At 64.0% G+C, this 17,076-nt stretch carries 20 protein-coding genes; 9 read left to right on the forward strand and 11 right to left on the reverse strand.

Annotated features, from left to right (window positions below; genetic code table 11):
* Positions 1-66 precede the first annotated feature (66 nt).
* A complete protein-coding gene (gene recR / locus RT662_RS15415) occupies positions 67-663 on the forward strand; it encodes a recombination mediator RecR (protein WP_313671572.1) in 597 nt (198 codons plus the stop codon).
* Here recR and RT662_RS15420 read toward each other — a convergent pair.
* A complete protein-coding gene (locus RT662_RS15420; protein ID WP_313671574.1) occupies positions 660-1,661 on the reverse strand; it encodes an NADP-dependent oxidoreductase in 1,002 nt (333 codons plus the stop codon). The genes recR and RT662_RS15420 overlap by 4 nt on opposite strands.
* 348 nt (positions 1,662-2,009) lie before the next feature.
* Between RT662_RS15420 and RT662_RS15425 the strand changes: the two genes are divergently transcribed.
* Positions 2,010-2,270, forward strand: coding sequence for a hypothetical protein (locus RT662_RS15425; protein WP_313671575.1), 261 nt, complete (start codon positions 2,010-2,012; stop codon positions 2,268-2,270).
* A gap of 4 nt (positions 2,271-2,274) precedes the next feature.
* Here RT662_RS15425 and RT662_RS15430 read toward each other — a convergent pair whose 3' ends face one another.
* A complete protein-coding gene (locus RT662_RS15430) occupies positions 2,275-4,185 on the reverse strand; it encodes a potassium transporter Kup (protein WP_313671576.1) in 1,911 nt (636 codons plus the stop codon).
* A gap of 145 nt (positions 4,186-4,330) precedes the next feature.
* Here RT662_RS15430 and RT662_RS15435 point away from each other — a divergent pair, with 145 nt between their 5' ends.
* Positions 4,331-5,014, forward strand: coding sequence for a DJ-1/PfpI family protein (locus tag RT662_RS15435; protein WP_313671577.1), 684 nt, complete (start codon positions 4,331-4,333; stop codon positions 5,012-5,014).
* Positions 5,011-5,700 carry a hypothetical protein gene (locus RT662_RS15440; protein ID WP_313671578.1) on the forward strand — a complete coding sequence of 230 codons (690 nt, stop codon included), beginning with the start codon at positions 5,011-5,013 and terminating at the stop codon, positions 5,698-5,700. The genes RT662_RS15435 and RT662_RS15440 overlap by 4 nt, the downstream gene beginning before the upstream one ends.
* On the opposite strand, the gene RT662_RS15445 is transcribed toward RT662_RS15440, so the two are convergent.
* Complete coding sequence (locus RT662_RS15445; protein WP_313671579.1) at positions 5,678-6,091, reverse strand: hypothetical protein; 414 nt, start codon at positions 6,089-6,091, stop codon at positions 5,678-5,680. The genes RT662_RS15440 and RT662_RS15445 overlap by 23 nt on opposite strands.
* A 99-nt stretch (positions 6,092-6,190) precedes the next feature.
* On the opposite strand from RT662_RS15445, the gene RT662_RS15450 reads away from it, so the two are divergent.
* Positions 6,191-6,448 carry a hypothetical protein gene (locus tag RT662_RS15450; protein WP_313671580.1) on the forward strand — a complete coding sequence of 86 codons (258 nt, stop codon included), beginning with the start codon at positions 6,191-6,193 and terminating at the stop codon, positions 6,446-6,448.
* A 47-nt stretch (positions 6,449-6,495) separates the two neighbouring features.
* The gene (locus RT662_RS15455) at positions 6,496-7,989 is read left to right on the forward strand and encodes a S10 family serine carboxypeptidase-like protein (protein ID WP_313671581.1); all 1,494 of its coding nucleotides are present in this window, start codon (positions 6,496-6,498) and stop codon (positions 7,987-7,989) included.
* 149 nt (positions 7,990-8,138) lie between these two features.
* On the opposite strand, the gene RT662_RS15460 is transcribed toward RT662_RS15455, so the two are convergent.
* Positions 8,139-8,789, reverse strand: coding sequence for a chemotaxis protein CheB (locus tag RT662_RS15460; RefSeq protein ID WP_313671582.1), 651 nt, complete (start codon positions 8,787-8,789; stop codon positions 8,139-8,141).
* 98 nt (positions 8,790-8,887) lie between these two features.
* On the reverse strand, positions 8,888-9,310 hold the full coding sequence (locus tag RT662_RS15465) for a DUF1801 domain-containing protein (protein WP_313671583.1): 423 nt from the start codon (positions 9,308-9,310) through the stop codon (positions 8,888-8,890).
* Between the two features lie 69 nt (positions 9,311-9,379).
* Between RT662_RS15465 and RT662_RS15470 the strand changes: the two genes are divergently transcribed.
* Both RT662_RS15470 and RT662_RS15475 read left to right on the forward strand, forming a co-directional pair.
* Entirely contained in the window at positions 9,380-10,600 is a 1,221-nt protein-coding gene (locus RT662_RS15470) for an argininosuccinate synthase (RefSeq protein ID WP_313671584.1), read from the forward strand.
* Between the two features lie 517 nt (positions 10,601-11,117).
* Positions 11,118-11,798: a PEPxxWA-CTERM sorting domain-containing protein gene (locus tag RT662_RS15475; RefSeq protein ID WP_313671585.1), complete on the forward strand. Its 681-nt coding sequence runs from the start codon at positions 11,118-11,120 to the stop codon at positions 11,796-11,798.
* 85 nt (positions 11,799-11,883) lie between these two features.
* Here the strand turns inward: RT662_RS15475 and RT662_RS15480 are convergent, their stop codons facing one another.
* From RT662_RS15480 to RT662_RS15495, 4 genes are read right to left on the reverse strand one after another with little or no spacing between them, the layout of a single operon-like run.
* Positions 11,884-12,549, reverse strand: a complete 666-nt coding sequence (locus RT662_RS15480; protein ID WP_313671586.1) for an SDR family NAD(P)-dependent oxidoreductase — start codon at positions 12,547-12,549, stop codon at positions 11,884-11,886.
* 57 nt (positions 12,550-12,606) lie between these two features.
* Positions 12,607-13,272, reverse strand: coding sequence for a MarC family protein (locus tag RT662_RS15485; RefSeq protein WP_313671587.1), 666 nt, complete (start codon positions 13,270-13,272; stop codon positions 12,607-12,609).
* Positions 13,269-14,138, reverse strand: a complete 870-nt coding sequence (gene folD / locus RT662_RS15490) for a bifunctional methylenetetrahydrofolate dehydrogenase/methenyltetrahydrofolate cyclohydrolase FolD (protein ID WP_313671588.1) — start codon at positions 14,136-14,138, stop codon at positions 13,269-13,271. Before folD ends, RT662_RS15485 begins: the two co-directional genes overlap by 4 nt.
* A complete protein-coding gene (locus RT662_RS15495; RefSeq protein ID WP_313671589.1) occupies positions 14,135-14,446 on the reverse strand; it encodes a YggT family protein in 312 nt (103 codons plus the stop codon). The genes folD and RT662_RS15495 overlap by 4 nt, the downstream gene beginning before the upstream one ends.
* Positions 14,447-14,538: 92 nt before the next feature.
* Here RT662_RS15495 and RT662_RS15500 point away from each other — a divergent pair, with 92 nt between their 5' ends.
* On the forward strand, positions 14,539-16,104 hold the full coding sequence (locus tag RT662_RS15500; RefSeq protein WP_313671590.1) for a long-chain-fatty-acid--CoA ligase: 1,566 nt from the start codon (positions 14,539-14,541) through the stop codon (positions 16,102-16,104).
* A 62-nt stretch (positions 16,105-16,166) separates the two neighbouring features.
* Here RT662_RS15500 and RT662_RS15505 read toward each other — a convergent pair whose 3' ends face one another.
* Together RT662_RS15505 and RT662_RS15510 are read right to left on the reverse strand one after the other, a co-directional pair.
* The gene (locus RT662_RS15505) at positions 16,167-16,484 is read right to left on the reverse strand and encodes a hypothetical protein (RefSeq protein WP_313671591.1); all 318 of its coding nucleotides are present in this window, start codon (positions 16,482-16,484) and stop codon (positions 16,167-16,169) included.
* A 125-nt stretch (positions 16,485-16,609) separates the two neighbouring features.
* Positions 16,610-17,076, reverse strand: a 467-nt coding sequence (locus RT662_RS15510; RefSeq protein ID WP_313671592.1) for an SDR family oxidoreductase, incomplete at its 5' end; no start/stop codon positions are given.

The raw sequence follows: 17,076 nt of genomic DNA on the forward strand, positions 1-17,076 counted from the left end.
CCATGGGGAATTCGTGTCAAAATCCAGACCGGTTGCGCCGGTAAAAATCTGTCACCATAAGGGGCCATGGCTTCGCCCGAAATTGATGCCCTCACCAATGCGCTGGCGCGGCTGCCGGGTCTGGGCCCGCGCTCGGCGCGGCGCGCGGTGCTGCATCTGATCAAGCGGCGCGAAGTGGCGCTGTTTCCGCTGCTCGAAGCGCTGCAGGCCGTGGCGGCCAATCTGGTGGTGTGCGGGGTTTGCGGCAATGTCGAAACCAGCGACCCCTGCGCCATCTGCCGCGATCCGCGCCGCGATCCATCCTTGCTGTGCGTGGTCGCCGATGTGGCGGATCTGTGGGCGCTGGATGGACGCCACCTCTTCCCCGGCCGCTATCACGTGCTGGGCGGGCGGCTTTCGGCGCTCGATGGGGTTGGGCCGGAGGATCTGGCGATTCCGGCGCTCGTCGCCCGTGCCGGTGACGGCATGGTGAAGGAAGTGGTGCTCGCCTTGTCCGCCACGATGGAGGGGCAGGCGACCATGCATTATGTCGCCGAGGCACTGGCCTCCACCGGCGTCAAGGTCAGCCAACTGGCGCAAGGCCTGCCGATGGGCGGCGAACTTGACTGGCTGGACGAGGGCACGTTGGCCCTCGCCCTCAACGCCCGCCGGCCTGTCGGTTAGAGTTTCACCAGCATCTTGCCGGTGTTCTTGCCTTCGAACAGGCCGATGAACGCTTCCGGCGCCTTCTCGATGCCGTCCAGCACCGTTTCCTGCCACTTCAGCTTGCCGGCACGGATCCACGGGCCCATCTCGGCCAGGAAATCACCGCGCAGGCCCGCGAACTCCATCACGATGAAGCCGCGCATGGTCAGCGATTTGCCCACCACCTGGATGAGGTTGCGCGGGCCGGGGGTTGGCTCGGTGTCGTTGTAGGCGGAAATCATGCCGCATTCGATCAGGCGCGCGAACGGGCGGGCGACTTCGATGGCGACTTCCAGATGCTCGCCGCCGACATTGTCGAAATAGATGTCGATGCCCTTGGGCGCGGCGGCCTGCACGGCGGCCAGCAGATTGCCGCAGGTGCGATAGTTGATGACATGATCGATGCCGAGGCTCTTGAGCCATTCGCACTTGTCGTCACTGCCGGCGCTGGCGACCACGGTGCAGCCCTTCAGCTTGGCAACCTGCGCGACGATGCTGCCCACGGCACCGGCCGCACCTGAAACGAACACCACGTCGCCCGGCTTGGGCTTGCCGATCTGCGTCAGGCCGGCCCAGGCGGTGAGGCCGGGCATGCCGAGCACGCCGAGGAAGCTTTCCATCGGAATGCCACCCGGCACGTCGAGCTTTTCCAGCGCAGCAGCCGGCGCCACGAACGCTTCGCGCCAGCCGAACATGGAGGAAACGATGTCGCCCTTCTTCAGGCCCTCGGCGTTGCTTTCCACCACCACGCCGACGGCGCCGCCCTGCAGCGCCTCGCCGATCTGGAACGGCGGCACATAGCTCGGCCGGTCATACATGCGGCCGCGCATGTAGGGATCGACAGACATATACTTGTTCTGCACCAGCACTTCGCCGGGGCCGGGGGCGGCCAGTTCGCGGCTGGCGAGCGCAAAATTTTCGGCGGCGGGCATGCCGACCGGGCGGCTGGCAAGGCAGATTTCGCGGGAAATGGTCATGATGGGATTCTCCTGTGGTTGAAGACACCCTAGCGGCAATATGCAGGCCCTGCACCTCTTGGCTGCGTGAGGGAGCGATAAGGCTTTCTACCGTCGCTTGCAGGATGGCGGCGAAAGAATTACATTGCTGTAATGAAACGAGCAGTCCCGCCACTTGTTGTTCTGGCTTTTGCCCTTTCTGGCTGCTCGGCCAGCATTAGCAGGGAGGGCCCTCCGGGGTTGCCGGGGCCAGCAGGGCCGCCAGGACTGGCTGGGCCCGCCGGTGCGACGGGGCCTGCCGGCGCACCGGGGCCGCGCGGAGCGCAACAGGCACGACCGCTGATCGTGAACGATGCAGACCCCGCTACGATGAACCTTGGCGACGATATTGATGTCGTCATTGCGGTGCGGGTCGAAAATCTGTCCATCCGGCTGCCGCGCGCAAATCTGCTGGCAGGCCGGCTGCTGACGGTTCGGGCGGCCGGGCGTGGCGGCATCCGGCTCATGGCGGCGATGGGCGAGACAGTCGAACTGGCCCCCGCATTCGAGGTGCCCAGCGGCGAAATGGTCACCTTGATGGCGGATGGCGGTCAGCGCTGGTTCGTGATCTCCACCAGCGATCTGGATTGAGGTCTCAGATCTCGACCTGAGAGCCCAACTCCACCACGCGGTTGGTGGGCAACTTGAAGAAGTCCATCGCGCTTTCGGCGTTGCGCATCATCCAACTGAACAGATGTTCGCGCCAGATTGCCATGCCGGGCTTGTCGCTGGCCAAGAGGGTCTGGCGGGAGAGGAAGAAGCTGGTTTCCATCATCTTCAGCTTGGGCCCACAGTTTTCCACCTTCTTCAGCACGGCCGGAATGTCGATTTCCTGCATGAAGCCATAGCGGATCAGGATGCGGTAGAAGCCGCCGCCCAGATCCTTCACGCCGATGCGATCCTCGTCCGACACATAAGGCACTTCATCGATCACGACGGTGAGGATCATGATGCGCTCGTGCAGGATCTTGTTGTGCTTCAGATTGTGCAGCAGCGCCTGCGGCACGCCCACCGGCGAGGTGGTCATGAACACCGCGGTGCCGGGCACGCGGGTGGCAGCCGCCGCGGCAGACTTGATGAACACGTCCATCGGCATCGAGCTGTCGCGCAGCCGTTCCTGCATCAGCGCCCGACCGCGAGACCAGGTGGTGAGGCCGGTGAAGCCGATAAGGCCGATCACCAACGGGAACCAGCCGCCATCGGGCACCTTGGTCAGGTTGGAGGCGAAATAGGCGAAATCGACGATCAGGAAGATCGCCAGCAGCGGCGCCGCCCACCATGCCGGCCAGCGCCATATGGTGAGCACCAGCACGCCGACCAGCAGCGTATCGATCAGCATCGTACCGGTAACGGCAATGCCATAGGCGGCGGCGAGGTTGGAGGAGGACTGGAAGGCCAGCACCAGGAACATCACCAGCACCAGGAGTGCCCAGTTCACCGCCGGGATATAGATCTGCCCGAAGGCCGAGGCCGAGGTGTGGACGATCTTCATGCGCGGCAGGAAGCCGAGCTGAATGGCTTGCTGGGTCACCGAGAAGGCGCCCGAAATGACAGCCTGTGATGCGATGATGGTGGCCAGCGTCGCCAGCACCACCAGCGGCAGCCGCGCCCATTCCGGTGCCATCAGGAAGAAGGGATTGGAGACGGCCTCCGGATGGGCGGTGAGCAAGGCACCCTGGCCAAGATAGTTGATCATCAGCGCCGGCAGCACGAGGGCGAACCAGGCAAGGCGAATGGGGTTGCGGCCGAAATGGCCCATGTCGGCATAGAGCGCTTCGGCGCCGGTGACGGCCAGCACGACACTGCCCAGGGCCAGGAAGGCCGCGCCCGGCATGGCGATGATGAATTGCAGCGCATACCAAGGGTTCAGTGCCCACAATATGGCCGGATTGGCGATGATGTTGCTGATGCCCAGCACCGCCAGCGTGGCGAAATAGATCAGCACGATGGGACCGAAGATGGCGCCGACCTTGGCTGTGCCGCGGCTCTGAAACAGGAACAGGCCGAGCAGAATGGCGATGGCGATGGGCACCACCAACGGCTGCATCCGTGCCTCGACCACGGTGATGCCTTCCACTGCCGACAGCACCGACATGGCCGGCGTGATGATGGCATCGCCGAAGAACAGCGCCGTGGCCATCACGCCCAGCAGCACCAGTTGCGCTGATCGCGTGTCACCGGGGGAAAGGCGGGAAATCAGGGCGATCAGGGCGAGGCTGCCACCTTCGCCGCGATTGTCGGCCCGCATGATGACGGAGACATATTTCAGCGTCACCACCAGCATCATCGTCCAGAAAATCAGGGAGATGACGCCATAGATGCTGACCGTGGACAGCCCCAGCGGATGGTGGCCCGCAAAGGTTTCCTTGAAAGCATAAAGCGGGCTGGTGCCGATATCACCGAACACCACGCCAACGGCGCCAACCGCCAGCTTCAGCAGCGATTGTTGATGCCCATGATGATCAGCGTGAGTGGCCGCATCTGACGATGCACCCTGGTTCGACATGGCAGAAGCCCGACCGTTGAACAGGCGCGGCGAAGTAGCACAGGGCTGGCTGTGCTGCAATGCGGCATCGGTGGGGCAGGGCATGCGCCAGACTGGCGGCTGCCACCCGCCCGCGCTATGGCTGGCCCAAGAAGGGGTCTGAACAATGCGCGTCGCTTTTCTGCTCTATGATCAGCTTACCCAGCTCGACATGACCGGGCCGGCCCAGGTGCTGAGCCGCATGCCGGGCGCGCAGGTGGAATATGTCGCCAAGACCATGGACCCGGTGATGAGCGATTGCCGGCTGGCGCTGGTGCCGACGCTCACCCTGGCCGATTCGGGCCAGTTCGATCTGCTCTGCGTGCCGGGTGGCTATGGCTGTTCGGCAGCGATGAACGATGCGGAAATTCTCGATTGGCTGCGCGTGCAAGCGCCGGGGCTGCAATGGCTGACCAGCGTGTGCACCGGTTCGCTGATTCTGGGTGCGGCCGGGCTGCTGAAGGGCCGCAAGGCCGCCTGCCATTGGGCCTGGGGCCAGTATCTGCCGATGTTTGGCGCGGATTGGGTCGAAGAACGCACCGTGTTCGATGGCAACATCATCACCGCCGGCGGTGTGACCAGTGGCATTGATTTCGCCTTCCGGGTGGTGGCGCATCTGCATGGGCCGGATGCGGCGGCCACGATCCGGCTGGCACTGGAATATGATCCGGAAAGCCATGCTGGCGGCACCCCGGCCAGCGCCCAGCCGGAAATCCTGGCACCACTGAAAACGATGATTGCCGAGCGGCTGAGCCACCGCGATGCCGAAATGCGGGCCGCTGCCGTCCGCCTGAGGGGAGAAAATCCATGAACCGACTGATCCTGATTGCCGCGCTGCTCGGCGCAACCCCGGCGCTGGCCGTGCCGACCCCGGTGAAGGTGCGGGTGTTGAGCCAGGGCGCCAAGTTCATTGGCACCGGCATGGGCGGCGTGGATGTCGTCCTGGCCGATGCTGCCACCGGCGCCAAGCTGGCCGAGGGGCATATCGACGGCGGCACCGGCGATACCGCGAAGATTATGCCCGGTAGCCCGCGCGGCACGCCGATGGCGGATGACAAGTCGGCGCACTTCACCACTAGCATCGACATCAGCGAGCCCAAGGAAATCCGGGTGGTGATCACGGGGCCGATGAAGCCGGCCGGCGTGGCGGTGTCCAAGGCCGAAACCCGCTGGCTGATCCCCGGCCAGCCGGTGGTGGGTGATGGCTGGGTGGTGGAATTGCCCGGCCTGGCGCTCACCGCGCGGCGTGATGGCGAGCAGGTGGTGGCCGATGTGTCGATGCTGTGCGGCTGCCCGATCGCGCCTGGCACGCTGTGGGATGAAAGGCGTTTCGAAGTGAAGGCCTGGGTGGGCAGCAACGCCGTGCCGATGAAATGGGCCGGACAAACTGGTCGCTTTGCGGCCGCTGTTCCAGCCGGCGCAACCTGGGTGACGGCGGTCGATACCCTGTCTGGCGCCACCAGCGCGGCGAAGATCAGCGTAAGCGCAGCGCCCTGAGCGCGACAGGCACGCCGGCCAACGCGATGGCGGCATCGGCCATCCGCAGCCGCAGTATTTCGCCAGCCATAGCGGCGCCGTCTTCGAAGGCGGCGTCCCAGGCGATGTACGACCACAAGGACAGGGCACAATAGGCCAATGCCAGCCCAACCAGCAGCCGATCGCGCGTTGCCCGCCAGCGCATCGCCACCACGATGGCGGCCGGCACGAAAACGAACAGGTACATGAACTCCGTGATCTCCACGGCACGCAACGGCTGTGGGCCGGGCAGATCGGCCGGCCAATCGCGCATCCCCCAACCGAGCCAGATATAGAGCCCGGCCATGGCGAATTCGGCCAGCATCCACAGTCGCAGCAGCGCATCGGGGGCAGAGAGACGTGCGTTCGGCATGGTGTTGCCATAGCGCGACGAGTAGCAGGCGGCGAGGCTTGCATGCTGCACCGCCGGCCCCCACCTGTGTTATGCAGGTGAAACGACAGGAGACGACTCATGGCCAATCCGCTTGCCAGCCTTGCCGTTCGTGCCGTTGCTGCCGCGGCCACCCGCCAGATTGCCTCGCGCGTTTCGGGATCGCAGCTGGGGCCGATCGGCAATGTCGCCGCCGTTGCATTGCCGTTCGTGCTGCGCCGTGTGTCGCCGCTCGGACTTGCGGCAGCGGCGATCGGCGCCTGGGGTGTTGGCAAATTGGTTAAGTCAGCGCCGGCGGCAGCTCCCATCGACCCGGCCTCGCCAAAGGCTTCTGATTGAACTCCCCGTGACTGCCGGCTATCCGGAGGGTCAAAGGGGAGAATATCATGGTTCGTTTCGTTTCGCTGATCGCGCTGGCTGCTGCGCTGGCTGTGCCCGCCTTCGCCCAAGCCGCCGACAAGCCCGCTGAAAAGGCCGCCGAGGCCGCCCCCACCCCCAACCGCGTCGTCGCCAAGCGCACCGGCACGTTTGGCGGCGTCAAGATGAACTACACCGCCATCGCCGGCGAAACCTTCCTGAAGGACAAGGAGGGCAAGCCCACCGCCGCTATCTTCGCCACCACGTATTTGAAGGACAATCCGGAGCCGAACCGCCCGGTGTTCTTCCTGTTCAACGGCGGGCCCGGCTCCGGCAGCCTGTGGCTGCACATGGGTGCCTTTGGCCCGAAGCGGGTGAACATCCCTGATGCCAAGGACGACGGCGCCCCACCCTATGACATCAGCGACAACCCCGAATCGCTGCTCGACGCGGCTGATCTGGTGTTCATCGATCCGGTCGGCACCGGCTGGAGCCATGCCTTGGGCAAGACCGATCCCAAGGAGTTCTGGGGCGTCAACAGCGATGCCAAATCCGTCGCCGAGTTCATCCGCCTGTGGCTAAACGAGCACAACCGCTGGAACGCGCCCAAGTTCCTGGGCGGCGAATCCTATGGCACCACCCGCTCTGCCGCCGTCGCCCACGAACTCAACCGCGGCTACAACGACGTGGCGCTGAACGGCGTCATCCTTATCTCCGCCATCCTCGATTTCGGTCTGGAGGCCGAGGATGAAGGCAATGAAATGCAATATATGGGCTTGGCTCCCAGCTATGCCGCTGCCGCCTGGTATCACGACAAGATCCCGAACAAGCCCGCCAGCGTCGAAGCGTGGGTGGCCGAAGCCCGCGCCTTTGCCAGCGGCCCGTACATCACCGCGCTGATCAAGGGGAACAGCCTGCCTGCCGCCGAACGCGCCGCCATCCGCAAGGAACTGGCGCGCTTCACCGGCCTGTCGGAAACCTATCTCGAACAGGCCAATCTGCGCGTCACGCCCGGCCGTTTCTACAAGGAACTGCTGCGCGATCGCGGTCTCACCATCGGCCGCCTCGACGCCCGTTACACCGGCAAGGATTATGACAACGCCGGCGAAGGGCCCGATAACGATCCCAGCTTCTACGGCATCGATGCCTCCTATCCCGCAGCCGTGAACGCCTATCTGCGCGGCGATCTCGGCTACAAGACCGATCGCAGCTATGTCTCCATCGGCGGCGTCGGCGCCTGGGATTGGCGCCTGGGCAACGGTCGGGACAGTTACGTCAACGTCGCCCCCGGCCTCGCCCGCACCCTGCGTGAAAACAGCCGCACCAAGGTCTGGGTCGGCCAGGGCTGGTATGATTTCGCCACGCCGTTCCACTTCGCCGAATATTCGATGAACCGCCCCGGCTGGCCGGAGGGCCGCACCGAGTTCCACTACTATGACGCCGGCCACATGATGTATGTTCGTGATGCGGACCGGAAGAAATTGTCGTCTGATTTGAGGGACTTCATCCGCCGCCAGAAATAAGGCGGCCTCCGGCGGGCAGGGGCTGAGCCCCTGCACCCACTTTCGTTTTCTTCCCCTCTCCCCGGACTTGATCCGGGGTCCCGCTTGCTCTCTGCCGCAAGCAGCGTGTGCAGGCGGCTTGCGGCAAAGGCTGAAGCAAGAGCGAACGTTCAGTCCGCGTGGGTCGGCCGAATGATCTTGATGATCTGATCGGCGATTTGCTCAGGCGCCAGGATGAAATCAACGCACCCGCTGGCAATGGCGCTGTCGGGCATGTCGGGCTGTCCTGCCGAGGCCGGCAATTGCGCGATTGTCGTTCCGCCGACATCCCGGATCGCGCACAAAGCGTCGGCGCCGTCGCCATCGTAACCGGACACGATCACTGCAACCAGCTTGCCATGCCAATGCTCGGTCAAGGAGCAGAGGAAGACGGTGATGACGTCGGGCCATCCTCTCGGCTTTGAAATGGGCTTCAGTCGAAATTCACCTTTCAAAACATGCAGATCCCGCTGGGATGGGATGATGAACACGCGGTTCGGCTGGATGTCGAGGCCTTCGGTAATCAGCTCGACGGGCATATCGGTATGGTGCGGCAGAATTTCGTGCAGATGGGTCGATACCGTCCGCAAGTGGTTCACGATGACAATCGCCGCCCCGAGATCGGACGGCAGATTCTGGAGCAAGCGTTGGTAGGCGTCTTGTCCGCCTGCCGAACCGCCTACGCAAACAATCGGCACGTCCTGCGCAATCATCGGGTAATCATCTTCCTTGGCATCGCCTGGGTCTCGTGTCTGCGAAACTAGCGGCGGGCGCGTTGCCACCGAAGCCGTGGAGTCTACTCACGTCGAGAACGCCAGCGCATGGAAGTTGGATAAGCGATGGGGACGAGTTCCTGTCCGCCGGAAGCCCTTCCTTCGTCTTACATCGGGTAGCGCGCCGCCATTATCGCCCACGAACGGCGGGCCATTTCGGCCAGCACGTCCATGTCGATATCCGCCAGTTTCTTCACATACAGGCATGACACGCCGGTCGTCGCCTTGCCGAGGCGGGCGAGCAGGTCGGCCTGGCCATCGAAGCCGTCCATCAGATAGACGACATGTTGCGCCTTGCGGGGGGAGAAACCGAGGCGGGGCCAGGTGCCGGTGCGGCCGGAGGCGTAGGTGTAGTCATATTGGCCATGGCCGATGATGTTGCTGCCCCACAGCACGGGCGGGCAGCCGGACACGTGTTGCAGCAGCGCGTCGATGGCCTGGGCTTCGTCGCGGCGGCGGGCGGGTTCGAGGGCGGCGAGGAAGTCTGCCACGCTGGCATCGGTTGGCAGTGTCTTTGCGGTGTCGGCCATGGTGTTTCCCCCGCTTGCGTTGGGGCAGCTTAGCAAATAGGCGCGCATCCACAACGTGAAGGGATGACCATGGCTGATTCGATCAACAAGGTGGTGCTGGCCTATTCGGGCGGGCTCGATACGAGCGTGATCCTGAAGTGGCTGCAGACCGAGTATAACTGCGAGGTCGTCACCTTCACCGCCGATCTGGGCCAGGGCGAAGAGCTGGAGCCGGCGCGCGCCAAGGCGCTGCTGCTCGGCATCAAGCCGGAGAATATCTTCATCGACGATCTGCGCGAAGAGTTCGTGAAGGATTATGTGTTCCCGATGATGCGCGCCAACGCGCTTTATGAAGGGCTGTATCTGCTGGGCACGTCGATCGCGCGGCCGTTGATTGCCAAGCGGCAGATCGAGATCGCGAAGATGACGGGTGCCGATGCCGTCTCCCACGGGGCGACGGGCAAGGGCAACGACCAGGTGCGCTTCGAGCTGGGCTATTATGCGCTGGCGCCGGATATCCGCATCATCGCGCCGTGGCGGGAATGGAATCTGACCAGCCGTGAGGCGCTGATCGCCTTTGCCGAACAGCACCAGATTCCTGTGGCGAAGGACAAGCGCGGCGAGAGCCCGTTCTCCACCGATGCGAACCTGCTGCACACCTCCAGCGAGGGCAAGGTGCTGGAAGATCCGTGGGAAGAAGTGCCGGATTATGTCTACAGCCGCACCGATCACCCGGAAGAGGCGCCGGACACGCCGGAATATATCACGGTGGATTTCCAGAGCGGCGATGCGGTTGCGGTGAACGGCGAGGGGCTGAGCCCGGCGATGCTGCTGGCCAAGCTGAACGAGCTTGGCAAGCGCCATGGCATCGGCCGGCTCGATCTGCTGGAGAACCGTTTCGTCGGCATGAAATCGCGCGGCATGTATGAAACGCCGGGCGGTACCATCCTGCACATCGCGCACCGCGGCATCGAGCAGATCACGCTGGATCGCGGCGCAGCGCATCTGAAGGATGAGCTGATGCCGAAATATGCCGAGCTGCTTTATAACGGCTTCTGGTTCAGCCCGGAGCGCGAGATGCTGCAGGCCGCCATCGATCACAGCCAGGACAAGGTGACAGGCACGGTGCGGCTGAAGCTGTACAAGGGCAATGTGGGCGTGGTGGGACGCAAATCGCCTTATAGCCTGTACTCGGCGGGTATCGTGACGTTCGAGGATGATCGCGGCGCCTACGACCAGCGCGATGCGGCCGGCTTCATCAAGCTGAACGCGCTGCGGCTGCGGCTGCTGGGGCGCCGCGACGGGCGCTGAGCCTGGTTGATCCTGTTGGTGGTGGACTGATGAAAACGTCCCAAGTGGGCGGAGCCAAGGGCGCGTCCGCGCGCTCTGGCGGCGTGGGCCATGCGCCACACCGTCCTGTCTGGACCTGCAGTCGTTCCTGAACCGGCCCGCTGGTGGGCCGGCGCAAGAGTCGGAATAGTTTACATGCACTGCGGCAGGGCGGGTCGTGGCCAGTGGAATGGTCCGACCACGGCAATGTTAACTATTTAATCATTTTCACGTCAGAAATATTCGGTCATAATGCTCACGACTCGCCGAGTCTGGCCTTTTCGATGGGCAGGGCAGTCGACTCAGAGATTTTTCAGGCGCCGACCTGAATGGACCGGGTGCTGCCCTGCAGCGTCCGAAGTGTCGGCGTACTTTACATCCATTTTGGCACGCTTTTTTGGGCTTTGCGCGTATCGCGCTGAAAAACAGGGATAAATCGAGAAATATCCGTTTTGGCACGCTGCTTGCATGGAAGGCTGCGTATCAAAGGGAGATTTCAATGCGTATTCTTGCTGCTCTTGCCGCCGCCGCCGTGATGGCCATGCCGGCTTCGGCCGTCACCATCTTCAGCCAGAATTTCGATAGCGTGACGACCGGCAGCAACGTGACCAACGTTCCTGGCTTCACGGTCGCGGGCAGTGTTGATGTGGTTAACAACAATACGGTTGGCGTGTTGTGCGCTGGCCTGGCCGGTCGCTGCCTCGATCTCGTTGGCTCGCCCAACGTTGGCTCGATCACCAGCGACCTCATCAGCTTCAACGCAGGCCGCCTGATCACCGTGTCGTTCGACGTCAGCGGCAATCAGCGTCTGACGGGTACCGACACGTTCAACTTCGCGCTGAACTTCACCAGCCCGGAAAACATCGCCATCGTCTCCTCGTCGGGCTTCCAGACTGGCTATGGCACCACCGGCGTGGTCAGTGGTTTCGGCACCTATAGCGAAAGCATCAACCGCACCCGTCCGTTCCTGAGCTATGTGCTGTCGTTCGTGCCCACCAGCTCGGGCACGCTGAGCCTGGTGTTCAGCGCCACGGGTAACAACGATGCCCGCGGTCCGATCCTCGATAACATCCTGGTCGACAGCGCGGTTCCGGAACCGGCCAGCTGGCTGATGCTGATTGCCGGCTTCGGCATGGTCGGCGTCGCCGCCCGCCGCCGTCGCACCAGCGTGGCTGCCTGATTGAGCTGGGGCCGGTACGTCCGGCCCCACTGACAGAAAACGGGCGCCGCTCCACCGGAGCGGCGCCCGTTTTCTGTTCGTCATCTTACCAGGGAATGCTGCTGCCCTTGTAGTCGACATAGACCTGGCCGGGCGGGCGCGCGGCAGCGATCACATCGGCCAGGCCCTTCACGCTGGTGGCGACATCGATATCGGCATCGGCGCCGCCCATGTCGGTCTTTACCCAACCCGGGTGCAGGTTCAGCACGGCCACGGCCCGGCTGCCGATATCCTGCACGGCAAAGCCCCGGCTGAGGCTGTTGAGCGCGGCTTTCGAGGCGCTGTAAAGCTCGGCGCGGGCGTGGTTGCGGCCACCAACCGTCCCCAGGATCGACGTCATGAAGCCGATTGAACCGCCTTCCTTGACCAGTGGCAGCAGGATGCGGCCGGCGCGGATGGGGGCGATGGCGTTGGTCCAGAACAATTGCGCCATTGCCTCGCGGCTCACCGTGGTGGCGGTATCGGCGCGGCCGCCGGTAATGCCTGCATTGATCAGCACATGATCGAAGGTCTTGCCGGCAAGGCTGGTGGCCAGCGCCGCCACCGTTTCGCCATCGTCAATGTCAACGGTGGCCACCTGCGCTCCGGTGGCGGCCAGCGCTGGTGACGGGCTGCGCTGGGTGGCCACCACCTCCCAGCCGCGGCCGATCAGTTCCTGGGTGAGGCCAAGGCCAATGCCGCGCGAAGCGCCGATGATGAGAGCTGAGGGCATGGTCGAGTCTCCTGTGGTTGCAGGAGCATAGTGAACCGCGTGATCTGACGTGTCGAGCTACAGGCCAAAGCTCTGCTTGATGCCGTCGATGACGAACTGCGCCGCCAGCGCCGCCAGCACCACGCCCAACAGACGGGTGAGCGCGCCTTCGAACTTGGCGCCCATCAGCTTCATGATCGGCCCGGCGGCAAGCAGGCAGAGCAGGGTGAGCAGCAGCACGGTGACCAGTGCGCCCAGCACCACGGCTTCCTGCGCCACATCACCGCCGGTGCGGGCCGACAGCAGCATCACCGATGCAATCGAGCCTGGCCCGGCCAGCATCGGGATGGCCATCGGGAACACCGAAATATCTTCCTGCTCCAGCGGTTTGCCGGCGGCGTCCGCAGCGGATTTCACCCCTTCGGCGCGGCTTTCGCGGCGTTGTGTGCGCTTTTCGAACACCATGTCGATGGCGATCACGAACACCATCAGGCCGCCAGCGATCTTGAAGGCGGGCAGGGTGATGCCCAGCGCCGACAGGAAGGCTTCGCCGCCCAGCGCGAAAGCGATCAGCACGCCGGCGGCAATCAGGCTGGAGCGCACCGCCATGTCGAACCGGTGCTTGGGCGTGGTGCCCGCAGTGAGGCTGGAAAAAATCGGCACGCAGCCGGGCGGATCGATCACCACGAACAGGGTAACGAACGAGGAAATGAACAACTGGACGAGCGGATCGTTGAAGTTCATCCGGCGGCCCGCGCGCTGGCGGCCTTCAACGTGTTGGCTAGCAGGCAGGCGATGGTCATCGGGCCGACGCCGCCCGGCACCGGGGTGATCCAGCCGGCGCGGCCCACGGCGCCATCGAAATCGACGTCACCCACAAGGTGCGTCTTGCCATCGGGGAGCGCAATCCGGTTGATGCCGACATCGATCACGCAGGCACCGGGCTTGATCCATTCGCCCTTCACCATCCCCGGGATGCCCACGGCGGCCACGACGATATCGGCGCGCGCCACGTGGCCGGCCAGATCGCGGGTGCGGCTGTGGGCGACGGTGACGGTGGCGCTGGCGTTGGTAAGCAGTGCGGCCATCGGCTTGCCGACCAGGATCGAACGGCCGATTACCACGGCTTCCGCGCCGGCGATGTTGCCCAAGGCTTCCTTGATCAGCAACATGCAGCCCGATGGCGTACACGGCACCAGCCCATCGCGGCCACTGACCAGTAGGCCGGTGTTGATCGGGTGCAGGCCATCGACATCCTTGGCCGGATCGATGGCGGCAATCACGCGATCACTGTCCATATGTTTCGGCAGCGGCATCTGGACGAGGATGCCATCCACCGCCGGATCTGCGTTCAATGTGGCCACCAGGGCGAGCAGATCGGCTTCGCTGGTATCGGCAGGCAGGCGATATTCGCCCGAGATCATGCCGGCTTCGCGCGTGGCCTTGCCCTTGGAGCCGACATAGACCGCGCTGGCCGGATCATCGCCAACCAGCACGACGGTGAGCCCCGGCGCGCGGCCATGGGCAGCAACCAACGCGGCCACCCCAGTCGCCACTTCGGCGCGCAGGGCGGCGGCGCGGGCCTTGCCGTCAATCAGCACAGCACTCACTGCAGCAGCCTTGTCGAATCCAGCACCAGCGCCGGCACCAGCATCTGAAGGCCGCGCAGCAGCAGCCACAACACCAGCGGCGACAGATCGATGCCGCCGAAATCCGGCAGGATGCGGCGGATCGGCCGCACCATCGGGCCATAAATGCGGTCCAGCGCGTCCAGTACGCCGCTGACAAAGCGGTTGCGGGTGTTGACCACGTTGAAGGCAACCAGCCAGCTTGAGATCGCCCACACGATCAGGCCCCAGATCAGCACTTCGGTGATCATGGTGAAGATGTTCACGGAGGCGACAATGGTGTTTTCCATGGCGAAGCCCCTTACAGACCGGGGACGCTTCCCGCAATGGAGAGTGGCAAAAAGCGCGTGCCGGCGGCACAAGCGGGGCGGGGAGGATTTGCATGGCCACGCAGTTCACGACACTTGCCGAAATGACCGCGCATCACGCCGCCAGCGCACCGCACAAGCCGGCGATACGGGTTGATGGCGCGGTGTGGAGCCATGGCGATCTGCATTGCCGTGTGTTGCAGACGGTTTCGGCGCTGCGCAGTGCTGGCGTGGACAAGGGTGACCGGGTTGGCTGGCTGGCGCTGAACCACCCCGATTATATCACATTGATGTGCGCCTGCTTCCGGCTCGGGGCGGTGCTGGTGGCGATCAACGCCCGGCTGGTGGCGCGCGAAATCGCCTATATCCTGGGTGATGCCGGCATTGGCATCATCGTTTCGGAAACCGGCTTCCTGCCGCTGGTGGAGGAGGCGCGCAGCGTCACGGGGCTGAAGTCCGTGATCCTGCTTGATGCCCCGTTCGCGGGCCGGCCGGCCTTTGCCGAGTGGATTGCCGGCCATGAGCCCGATGATGCCATGCCCGCCATCAGCCCGGGTGATGTCGCGCTGCAGCTTTACACCAGCGGCACCACCGGTTTTCCCAAGGGCGCGCTGCTCAGCCACCGCCAGCTGCTCGGCACCATCGAGAAGGGGCGATTGACCGGGGAGGATTGGGGCCGCTGGGATGAGGACGACGTGGCGCTGGTGGCCATGCCCCTGTTCCACATCGGCGGCAGCGGCTGGGCGCTGCACGCGCTGGAAGCCGGCGCCACCATGGTGATACTGCCGCGGCCCGATGTGCCTGGCATGGTGAGCGCCATCGCCCACGAACGCATCACCCGCATGTTTGCGGTGCCGGCGGTGCTGCTGGCCATCTGCCAGTATCTGGAAGCCGTGCCGGCCGATCTCACCGCCATGACCGAGCTCTATTATGGCGCCTCGCCAATCCCGCTCGATGTGCTGCGCCGGTCGATGGCGGCCTTCCCCAATGCCGGCTTCATCCAATGCTATGGCGCCACCGAAACCTGCGGCACGGTGGTGTATCTGCCGCCATATGATCATGACCCCGCTGGCAACGCCCGCATGCGCGGTTGCGGCAAGCCCTTCCCCGGCAACCAGGTGAAGATCATCGATGGCGCCGGCCAGGAACTGGCGCCGGGGCAGGTGGGCGAAATCTGCATCAAGTCGGTGAGCGTGATGAGCGGTTATCATGGCAAGGCAGAAGCCACCGCCAAGGCCGTTGTGGACGGCTGGTACCTGACCGGGGACGCCGGCTATCTGGATGAAGATGGCTATTTGTACATCCACGACCGGGTGAAGGACATGATCGTTTCGGGTGCGGAGAATATCTACCCGGCCGAAGTGGAAAACGCCCTGCACGAACATCCTGCCGTCGCCGATTGCGCGGTGATCGGCGTGCCGGATGACAGATGGGGTGAGGCGGTGAAGGCGATCGTGGTGAAAAAGGCCGACGTGACGCCGGAGGAACTGATCGCCTTCGCGCGTGACCGCATCGCTGGCTATAAGGTGCCCAAGAGCGTCGATTTCATCGAGGCGCTGCCGCGCAACCCCAGTGGCAAGATCCTGAAGAAGGATCTGCGCGAACCGTTCTGGGCCGGGCGCGAGCGCAATGTGAACTGACTCAAAAAAGGGGCAGCCTGGCCGCGTGGCCGGGCTGCCCCCAATCTCGTCATGCGTGGCCGTTATTTCGGCTGCTGCATGTCCTTGCCAACTTCTTCGATGGCCTCGCCAGTGTTCTGCTTGGCATCGGCAGCGGCGGCGTCGGCCTTGTCACCGGCCTTGTCGATTGCATCGCTGGCCTTCTCGCCAGCCTTGTCGATGGCGGCGCTGGCATCATCGCCGGCCTTCTCGATCGCGTCACCGGCCTTTTCGGCGTTGGCAGCGCTGTCGTCGGCGGCCGAGTTGGCAGCTTCGTTGGTTTCTTCCTTGGTGGTCTGCGAGCAGGCCGCCAGGGCAAGTGAAGTGGCACCAAGAATCAAGATACGGGTGAATGTTTTCATGAGCGTATACTCCTCAGACCAAAGATTGGTCACGTCGGGGGTTGCCCTGTCAAAGCATTCCAACAGCATCCTTGTAGCATGATTCCGGCATTATAGCCTATCAATTCGATAGGACTGGAATTTGATCATTCTGGCGATGCGGCAGAGCCGGCCAGGATGCCGCCATCGATGTGAAATTCACTGCCCGTCACATAGGCGCTTTCATCAGCAGCGAGATAGGCAGCCATGGCGGCGACTTCGTCTGCCGTGCCGAAGCGCTTCAGCGGTGTGTCGGCGACAAAGGCCCTTGTCGCGGCTTCGCGCTCTGCCGGGGTTGTGCCCAGCATCGGTTCCCACATCGGCGTCATGATCGCCGCCGGGTGGATGGAGTTGCAGCGGATTGCGAGGCCGTTCTGCGCGCACCACAGCGCGACGGACTTGCTGTGGTTACGCACCGCGGCCTTGGAACTGGCATAAGCCGCCGCCGCCGGGATGCCGACAATGCCGGAGCGAGACGAGATGTTGATGATGCTGCCCTTGCCCGCTGGCCGCATGACCCGGATCGCCGCGCGGCAGCCGAGGAAGCTGCCATCAAGATTGACGGCATGAACGT

The sequence above is a fragment of the Sandarakinorhabdus sp. genome (assembly GCF_032115815.1).
In the GTDB taxonomy this organism is placed as follows: domain Bacteria; phylum Pseudomonadota; class Alphaproteobacteria; order Sphingomonadales; family Sphingomonadaceae; genus Sandarakinorhabdus.

Bases quoted from the DNA above. Each gene is read 5' to 3' on its own strand.
- recR (WP_313671572.1), top strand. From the start codon at position 67: ATGGCTTCGCCCGAAATTGATGCCCTCACCAATGCGCTGGCGCGGCTG.
- RT662_RS15420 (WP_313671574.1), bottom strand. From the start codon at position 1,661: ATGACCATTTCCCGCGAAATCTGCCTTGCCAGCCGCCCGGTCGGCATG.
- RT662_RS15425 (WP_313671575.1), top strand. From the start codon at position 2,010: ATGAACCTTGGCGACGATATTGATGTCGTCATTGCGGTGCGGGTCGAA.
- RT662_RS15430 (WP_313671576.1), bottom strand. From the start codon at position 4,185: ATGTCGAACCAGGGTGCATCGTCAGATGCGGCCACTCACGCTGATCAT.
- RT662_RS15435 (WP_313671577.1), top strand. From the start codon at position 4,331: ATGCGCGTCGCTTTTCTGCTCTATGATCAGCTTACCCAGCTCGACATG.
- RT662_RS15440 (WP_313671578.1), top strand. From the start codon at position 5,011: ATGAACCGACTGATCCTGATTGCCGCGCTGCTCGGCGCAACCCCGGCG.
- RT662_RS15445 (WP_313671579.1), bottom strand. From the start codon at position 6,091: ATGCCGAACGCACGTCTCTCTGCCCCCGATGCGCTGCTGCGACTGTGG.
- RT662_RS15450 (WP_313671580.1), top strand. From the start codon at position 6,191: ATGGCCAATCCGCTTGCCAGCCTTGCCGTTCGTGCCGTTGCTGCCGCG.
- RT662_RS15455 (WP_313671581.1), top strand. From the start codon at position 6,496: ATGGTTCGTTTCGTTTCGCTGATCGCGCTGGCTGCTGCGCTGGCTGTG.
- RT662_RS15465 (WP_313671583.1), bottom strand. From the start codon at position 9,310: ATGGCCGACACCGCAAAGACACTGCCAACCGATGCCAGCGTGGCAGAC.
- RT662_RS15470 (WP_313671584.1), top strand. From the start codon at position 9,380: ATGGCTGATTCGATCAACAAGGTGGTGCTGGCCTATTCGGGCGGGCTC.
- RT662_RS15475 (WP_313671585.1), top strand. From the start codon at position 11,118: ATGCGTATTCTTGCTGCTCTTGCCGCCGCCGCCGTGATGGCCATGCCG.
- RT662_RS15480 (WP_313671586.1), bottom strand. From the start codon at position 12,549: ATGCCCTCAGCTCTCATCATCGGCGCTTCGCGCGGCATTGGCCTTGGC.
- RT662_RS15485 (WP_313671587.1), bottom strand. From the start codon at position 13,272: ATGAACTTCAACGATCCGCTCGTCCAGTTGTTCATTTCCTCGTTCGTT.
- RT662_RS15495 (WP_313671589.1), bottom strand. From the start codon at position 14,446: ATGGAAAACACCATTGTCGCCTCCGTGAACATCTTCACCATGATCACC.
- RT662_RS15500 (WP_313671590.1), top strand. From the start codon at position 14,539: ATGGCCACGCAGTTCACGACACTTGCCGAAATGACCGCGCATCACGCC.
- RT662_RS15505 (WP_313671591.1), bottom strand. From the start codon at position 16,484: ATGAAAACATTCACCCGTATCTTGATTCTTGGTGCCACTTCACTTGCC.